This window comes from Mycobacterium sp. (genome assembly GCF_032161845.1).
In the GTDB taxonomy this organism is placed as follows: domain Bacteria; phylum Actinomycetota; class Actinomycetes; order Mycobacteriales; family Mycobacteriaceae; genus Mycobacterium.
On sequence record NZ_JAVRQA010000274.1, the window covers coordinates 1 to 4,547 of the forward strand.

6 protein-coding genes and 1 tRNA gene are annotated in these 4,547 nt (G+C 65.5%); 3 read left to right on the top strand and 4 right to left on the bottom strand.

The features are described 5' to 3' along the window. On the top strand, positions 1 to 349 hold a 349-nt coding region (locus tag QOD90_RS15180), incomplete at its 5' end, for a tyrosine-type recombinase/integrase (RefSeq protein WP_526351072.1). Positions 350 to 392: 43 nt separating this feature from the next. Here QOD90_RS15180 and QOD90_RS15185 read toward each other — a convergent pair. Then, positions 393 to 466: transfer RNA gene (locus QOD90_RS15185), tRNA-Ile, on the bottom strand. A gap of 302 nt (positions 467 to 768) precedes the next feature. Then, positions 769 to 1,434: a peroxiredoxin-like family protein gene (locus QOD90_RS15190; RefSeq protein ID WP_526351074.1), complete on the bottom strand. Its 666-nt coding sequence runs from the start codon at positions 1,432 to 1,434 to the stop codon at positions 769 to 771. Between the two features lie 91 nt (positions 1,435 to 1,525). Here QOD90_RS15190 and QOD90_RS15195 point away from each other — a divergent pair, with 91 nt between their 5' ends. Beyond that, on the top strand, positions 1,526 to 2,119 hold the full coding sequence (locus QOD90_RS15195; protein ID WP_526351076.1) for a TetR/AcrR family transcriptional regulator: 594 nt from the start codon (positions 1,526 to 1,528) through the stop codon (positions 2,117 to 2,119). 76 nt (positions 2,120 to 2,195) lie between these two features. Further along, positions 2,196 to 2,939: an SHOCT domain-containing protein gene (locus QOD90_RS15200; protein ID WP_526351078.1), complete on the top strand. Its 744-nt coding sequence runs from the start codon at positions 2,196 to 2,198 to the stop codon at positions 2,937 to 2,939. On the opposite strand, the gene QOD90_RS15205 is transcribed toward QOD90_RS15200, so the two are convergent. Both QOD90_RS15205 and QOD90_RS15210 read right to left on the bottom strand, forming a co-directional pair. Further along, positions 2,940 to 3,764, bottom strand: coding sequence for a carboxymuconolactone decarboxylase family protein (locus QOD90_RS15205; RefSeq protein ID WP_526351080.1), 825 nt, complete (start codon positions 3,762 to 3,764; stop codon positions 2,940 to 2,942). A gap of 7 nt (positions 3,765 to 3,771) precedes the next feature. Then, positions 3,772 to 4,547: metallopeptidase TldD-related protein (locus QOD90_RS15210; protein WP_526351082.1), on the bottom strand; the 776-nt coding region annotated here is incomplete at its 5' end.

Below are 4,547 nucleotides of genomic sequence, written 5' to 3' on the forward strand. Positions count from 1 at the left end.
GCCGCTACCTCGCTTTGCAGTCGAAGCCCTCGCGGCGCGACTTAGGCTGCCGTTCCTCGGTGAGCAACAGATGATCTTCCCCTCGACGGCGGGCACCTGGCGCGACCCGAACAACTTCAACAAGCAATGGCGTCAGGTGCGGGACGGGGTTGGGGGCGCCGGCGTGACCACGCACAGCTTCCGCAAGACCGTCGCCACCCTGATCGACGGCGGCGGCCTGTCCGCGAGGATCGGCGCCGACCATCTCGGGCACACCAACGTGTCCATGACACAGGACAGGTACATGGCCCGAGGTCGGAGCCATATCGAGGTGGCCGACCTGCTCGATCGGGCCATAAACGACGAATAAACGTCGACTCGAGGTTTTCGATCTTGAAAAACAGCCTCTGACGTAGGGCGACTGGGACTTGAACCCAGGACCAACGGATTATGAGTCCGCGGCTCTAACCAACTGAGCTACCGCCCCTCGCGCGCGTGCGCGGAGACCATGGTCGCACGAGCCAGCAGAGCCGTTCATCAGCCGCGCGTGGAACACCGGTCACGATCGACTCCGCACCACTAGGCTGCCGGAGGCGATTCGCTTCCTGCTGCGTGCCGGTGTGGCTGGTCACCGCGGTCGCGACGCTGCTGCTCCCGATGCTGATCCTGAAGAAGAAGGTGAGCTAGCGGCCGTCGCCTCAATGGTCGACGTCCGAAGTCACCTCGCGGAGAGATTCGTGACTCAGCACTGCGTTGACGCCGGTGTGAGACACGTTGTCCGACAACGATTCAACCCAACGCGGCGACGGCGGCCAGGATGTCTGGCACCTCACTCCGGGTTGCGTAATTGGGGTGCACGTCGATCCAACGGATGAGGCCTTCGGTGTCGACGACCACGACCGTCGGCATCGGAAGGGTCTTGCCGCCGTCGGCGTTCACTTCGGTGAGATCGAGTCCCAGCTTGACCTGTCCGGCAAGGGCATCCGGAGAGGGCTCGGTCAGGATGCCCAATGCCACTGCGAGCTGGTTGCCCGGATCGGAAGCCACCGTGTACGTCAGCTCGTTGGACTCCGCGGACGTGAGGGAGCCATCGGGCTTCTGCGGGCTGACGGCGATCAACACCACGCCGCGGTCGGTGAGCGCCTGCACCAGATCAGCCTGGTAGGCGCGCAAGGCGATGTTGCAGTACGGGCACCAGGCTCCGCGATAGAACACCACGACCGCAGCACGACCGTCACGCAGCTCCGCCAGCGAGGTGGGCGATCCGTGCACGTCCAGCAGGTCACCATCGGGCATCACGGTGCCTGGCCGCGCCACGTCGGCCGGGATCCCCCGTGCATCCAATGCGGCCTGATCAGCGGCGAACGCGGCCGTGACGTCCGCGGGCAGCGAACTAGCGGCACCATTGGCCACTGCTTGCGCCTGCTCGGCGATGGTGGGTGTGCGCGTCGTCATGCGACCAGCCTTCCGTGGTAACTGGATTGATCACTCCACACAACGCCATCATTTTTGGATTGTCAACTCCAGAATCGGTAGACTCCAGCACATGATCACCCGGAAGGGACAGGCCACTCGGGACCGCATCGTCGCCGCGGCCGCAGTCCTCATGCAGGAGCGCGGAGTCGCGGGTACCAGCACAGAGGATGTGCAGTCGGCGGCTGGCGTCAGCGCGTCGCAGCTCTACCACTACTTCGACGACAAGCGCGCCCTCACTCGAGCGGTGATCGAATTCCAGACCGACGTGATTCTCGGCTTTCAGGAAACCCTCCTCGCCCGCCTCGACGGTCTCGACGCATTGCGCGCCTGGGCTGACGTCATGGTCGAGTATCAGCGCTCCAACGACTTCCGAGGCGGTTGTCCGTTGGGGTCGTTGGCAAGCGAACTCGCCGAAAACGACGACACGGCAAGACAAGACATCGCGACGAGTTACCACAGGTGGCAGGGCGCGATCCGTGACGGACTGGCCGACATGAAGGCCCGCGGCGAATTGGCTGATGCCGCCGACGTCGACAGGCTGGCCACTGCGCTGCTGACCACGCTTCAGGGCGGCTTGCTGCTGACGAAGACTCTTCGCGACGTCGAACCCCTGGATACGTCGCTCAATACCGTGATCGACCACATCGCGTCATACGCCAGCTGACGGTCTCGGGCAGTGAGTTGGCTGTGAGTCCCGCAACCTGGACCGACCCCGCGCCACCATCCGTTAGCGTGACGCCGTGAACAAGCCGCTGATCGCCGGGTTGCTGACCCTGTGGTGTCTGCTGGTGATTCTGCCGGCGTGGATCGTCTACCTGACGTTCCGCGGTGCGGACGCCGACACCCCCGTGCTCGGGCCAGCACTTGCCATCTGGATCGTGGGCTACCTCCTACAACTCGGCGTGTTCATGGCCGCCACTCGTAAGGCCAATAGCAACGCCATCGGCGGCTGGTTCCTGGCCTCGACGATGCCCTTCGTCGCAGACTGGACCGTCCCCGTCGCGCCGTGGTCGCCGATCGTGGTCGCCGCAGCGGTTGGCGCCTACTCCGCGTGGTTCTTCTCCCGGCTCGAACGCAGTGACGCCTTGCAACACAACGGCATTCCAGCAACCGGAACCGTGCTCGAGGTGAAGAAGCCGATCATGAACACGATCATCAACGACGTCTACATTCGGCGGACGATGACGTTGCGCGTCGAGCGCACCGATGGCACGCCGCCCTATCAGGCGAAGTACTCGGGCACGTTCATGCTCGGTGAGGTCCCCGGTCCAGGCGACGTCTTCAACCTTCGGGTCGACCCGAGAAATCCGCTCCATCTCGAGACCGTTGACGACGCCGCCGTCCCTGCACCGCAGCCAAGCCGGCTACCGCAGAAGGACCCGTCCATCGCCGAGCAGTTGCAGCAGCTCGACGACATGCATCTCCGCGGCGCACTCACCGACGACGAGTTCGCGGCAGCCAAGCAACGGGTGCTGCGGGGTTAGTCAGCTGTAGACCGGCTGGCCGTCCAGGCCGAGGAAGTACCGCTCGGTCCCCTCCTCGACCCGCGGCGCATCACCGCCCAATGCGACGGCAATCTTGTTGGCGGCGTTGCGCATCACGTCGAGCGTGATCTCCATGGCCTCGGCGTCGGAGAAGTGCTCGCGCACGCCGCCCACCACGTCCGCGTCGATCTTGGACGGCGTCCAGATCAACGCGTCGACGTAGCGCAACGCGGCCTTCTGCCGCTCGTCGAGCAGGGCGGACGACTCGTAGTGCTCGATGTCGTCATACAGCGACTCGCTCCCGCCCGCATCGAGCGCCGCGCCTTCGCGCAATGACTTGCACAGGCGGCAGTTGTGCGCCACCGCGCCGCGCAACCGCACCACCTCGGTGGTGACGGAGTCCAGTGCGCGCAGTGCACCGACGGTCGGAGCGAACTGATTGAGCAGAAGATCGACCGGATCGGTGTCGCGGTCCCACACGACGGGCTCGACGACCGGCGCGAAACCGAGCGCGGTCAGTCCCGCCCGGACCCGCGGAACGAAGTCGGCGATGAAGATCAGTGCTGCCATCCGAAATGCGTTGCCGCCCAACGCTACCACGAACGCCGCGCGCTGCTCTTGGCTGATCACGGACACGTCGACGGCGAACTGTTCGGCGAACTCGGCGAGCTGAGGGTCGTCGTCGACCGGGCCCTGCGCCACCAGCGGTGGCAGCGAGACTGCCTGCGCGCACACCTCGCGCACCAGGGCGTTGCGGCCCGCATCGCCCTCGGGCGAAAGTGCCATCAACCGGGTCAGCAGGTTGTACAACTGATCATCGTCCATGCCGCGATTATTGCGCCTGGCTCACCGACGACATGTGGAAGTCCGGAATCCGCAGCGACGGCATCTTCGCGCGGGTTGCCCAGTCACCCCACTCCCGTGGCAGTGTGGTCTCGCTGACGCCTGCCTCGGTGGCACGGCGCAGCAGGTCAAGCGGGCTCTCGTTGAAGCGGAAGTTGTTGACGGCGCCGGTGACCTGACCGTCTTCGACGAGGTACACGCCGTCGCGGGTCAGCCCCGTCAGCAGCAGCACGGTGGGATCGACCTCGCGGATGTACCACAGCGTGGTCAGCAACAGACCGCGCTCGGTGCGGCGGATCATGTCGGACAGACTGGCCCAGCCACCCGTCATCAGCATGTTGTCCGCAGGAACCGCCACGGGCACGTCGAACTCCGCCGCCGCCGCCCGCGGATAGGCCAGCGCGTTGATCGTCCCGTCGCGGATCCAGTCCACCCGGTCGATGTCCATGCCGTCGTCGAACACCGACACCCGCTCCGATGAACTCGTCGCCGCTACGAATGGCGCGCACTCCAGACCCACCGCCTTCGGATCGGAGTACAGCGTCAACCCGAGATCGCCGAGCTTCTCCCCCACCCGCGTGCCGCCCGGCGCCGACAACGCGGTGCGACCCTCCTGCGCACCGCGGCCGTCCATGGTCCAGCCGAGGTAGATCATCATGTCGGCGACGGTCGATGGCGGCATCAACGTCTCGTAGCGCCCGGCGGGTAGCTCGATGGTGCGGTCGGCCCAGCCCAGTCGAGTCGACAGTTCATCGAGCATGGAAT

What these genes read in the sequence shown, in the direction of transcription:
- QOD90_RS15205 (WP_526351080.1), bottom strand. Translation starts at nt 3,764, where the DNA reads ATGGACGATGATCAGTTGTACAACCTGCTGACCCGGTTGATGGCACTT.
- QOD90_RS15195 (WP_526351076.1), top strand. Translation starts at nt 1,526, where the DNA reads ATGATCACCCGGAAGGGACAGGCCACTCGGGACCGCATCGTCGCCGCG.
- QOD90_RS15190 (WP_526351074.1), bottom strand. Translation starts at nt 1,434, where the DNA reads ATGACGACGCGCACACCCACCATCGCCGAGCAGGCGCAAGCAGTGGCC.